This window comes from Bradyrhizobium altum (assembly GCF_020889705.1).
Classification (GTDB): domain Bacteria; phylum Pseudomonadota; class Alphaproteobacteria; order Rhizobiales; family Xanthobacteraceae; genus Bradyrhizobium; species Bradyrhizobium altum.
Genome location: NZ_JACMYP010000505.1, coordinates 1 through 2,211 on the forward strand (window position 1 = coordinate 1; position 2,211 = coordinate 2,211).

3 protein-coding genes are annotated in these 2,211 nt (G+C 65.0%); all 3 read right to left on the reverse strand.

Annotation, left to right across the window (positions count from 1 at the left end; all coding sequences use genetic code 11):
- Nucleotides 1-52: 52 nt before the first annotated feature.
- Complete coding sequence (locus H8B02_RS46900; RefSeq protein ID WP_229172462.1) at nt 53-847, reverse strand: enoyl-CoA hydratase/isomerase family protein; 795 nt, start codon at nt 845-847, stop codon at nt 53-55.
- 101 nt (nt 848-948) lie between these two features.
- Nucleotides 949-1,446 (reverse strand): aromatic-ring-hydroxylating dioxygenase subunit beta, encoded by a 498-nt coding sequence (locus tag H8B02_RS46905; RefSeq protein ID WP_229172463.1) that lies wholly within the window; start codon nt 1,444-1,446, stop codon nt 949-951.
- Nucleotides 1,446-2,211: RHO alpha subunit C-terminal catalytic domain-containing protein (locus tag H8B02_RS46910; protein WP_283842328.1), on the reverse strand; the 766-nt coding region annotated here is incomplete at its 5' end. The genes H8B02_RS46905 and H8B02_RS46910, both read right to left, overlap by 1 nt.

Here is a 2,211-nt window from a genome sequence, read left to right on the forward strand (position 1 = left end):
CGAAGGCGCGGCGGCCATCGAGACGCCCGAATGGCAAGGTGCCAGCCACGTCTCAGCGCCCCGTGAAGACAGGCTTGCGCCGCTCGATCACGGCGGCGAGCCCTTCGCGCGCGTCGGCCATTCCCGAGAGCTCGGCCACGGTGCGCGCCTCTTCCGACAGGCACTGCTCGATGCTGGTGCCCGTGCCGGCCCAGACCAGCCGTTTGGTCGCCGCCAGCGCCTTCGGCGCCCCAGCCGCGAGCTCGCGCGCCAACGCGAGCGATGCGTCAGCGAGCTCGGCATCGGGCACGACCTTGGTGACGATGCCCATCTGCAGGGCTTCCGCAGCCGGGATCACCGGATTGGTCAGCAGAATCGACATCGCTCGCCGCAGACCGACCAGCCGCGACAGCGTGACGGAAACGCCGGCATCCGGCGCCATCGCCACCCGCGTCGCACCGGCGAGGAATTTTGCCGACTCCGCCGCGATCACGATATCCGACGCACAGACCAGACCGAAGCCGCCGCCGCCCGCCGCAAAACCCTGCACCGAGGCGATGATCGGCGCCTCCAGCCGCAGCAATCCGGTCACTGCATTCTGCAGATACGCGGTGGCTTGGCGGATGTAGTCGGGCAGCTTCTCGCCCTTGGAGGCAAAGGCGCGGACATCGCCGCCCGCACAGAAATTGGTGCCCTCGCCGCTCAGGACCACGACACGAAGGTCGGGATGGCCGTGACACACCATGATGGCGTCGCACAGCGCGCTCAGGAGTTCGGCGCTCATGCCGTTGGCCGCATCGGGGCGGTTGAGCCGCAGCAGCGCGATGCCGTCGGTGATGTCGAGCAGGACGAGACCCTTGTCGATCATGGCGAGACCTTCCCTAAAGCATGATCCGGAAAAGTGTGAAGCGGTTTTCCGGACAGATCATGCGCAAACAATTTTCTAAAGCGCGATGAAGTCATCGCGCGTTAGACCAGGAATGACAGCGTGTAGATCGCCTTGTCGTTGTTGACGAGGATGACCTTCTTGCTGGCCATCCGCAATTCGCCATCGACATGACGCAGCCGGTATTCGTTGCGCGCCGCCCACAGCGTGTCGTCGCGCAGGCTCGACTCGAAGATCAGGCTGTTGCTGGCGACCGCGATGTCGCCATTGTCCGGCTGCTCGTCCATCAATTCGATGTTGGAGATCAGCCGGCGCAGGTTCGACTGCGGTGTCTGGGTGAAATGCTTGCCGGTCATCAACTGGCGGACGCGCAGCGCGATCCGCGAGCGGTTGTCGTAGATGATCGACATCTGCCGCTCCGGATCGATGTCGGCGCCGTTGGCCGGCACCCAATAGGCGCCGTCGTCGGTCCAGAGCTTTTCCCAGGCCTCGTATTGATGCTCGTCCTGCAACCGCGCCTCGCGATAGAGGAAAGCGGTGATGGCGCTCATCAATGTGGCGCTGCTCTCGCGCGACAGCATCAGGCGGGCTCCATCAGCTTGCGATAGTGGGTCCAGATGCCGCGCGACGGCACCTCGTCGGTGACGTGGCCGACCGTGAAGCCGAGCTCGTCCTGCCGCTGGCGCTTCTCGCCACGGCCGAGGAAAATCCATTCCGGATTGCGCGCCTGCACGCCGCGATGGCAGCGCTCGTACATTTCGGAATCATCCGCAAGCAGGAAGCCGGCCGGGCCGACCGAGCCCATGGTCTGCTGGCGCAGCCGGCGGTTCAGATCGGGCGCGCCCTTGAACTGCAGCGCAGTGACATGCTGCACGCTGTCGTCGACGCCGAGCGGCTGGATCACGAACATCTGGATCTCGGCGATGAACAGGTTCGGAAAAATCATCACATGCGGCGTGCCGTCGATCATGATCTCGCGCGCCGCGGTGTCGCCATAGGCGGCCTTCATGCGCGCGGTATAGTCGGGCAGCCGTTCCTCGCTGGTGCCGAACCAGCTCATCGGCGCATCGCGCTTGCGAAACTCGGGCCGCAGGTCGATCTCGGTATGGCCGTTGCCGTAGTCACGCGTCAGCGCGGTCGAGGCGCCGCCATAGAGCTTGCCGATCATGCTGTCGGCAACGCCGAAGATCGACGTGTGCACGAAGGCCGGGTGATAGCCGTCGCACTCGTTCTCCAGGATGAACTTCCAGTTCGCTTTGACGCGATGCTTGAGGAAACCCGCGGTGATCTCGACCTCGCCCTCGGGCGACGTGCGCACCAGCCGATCGATGGTCTCGGCGGCGCCG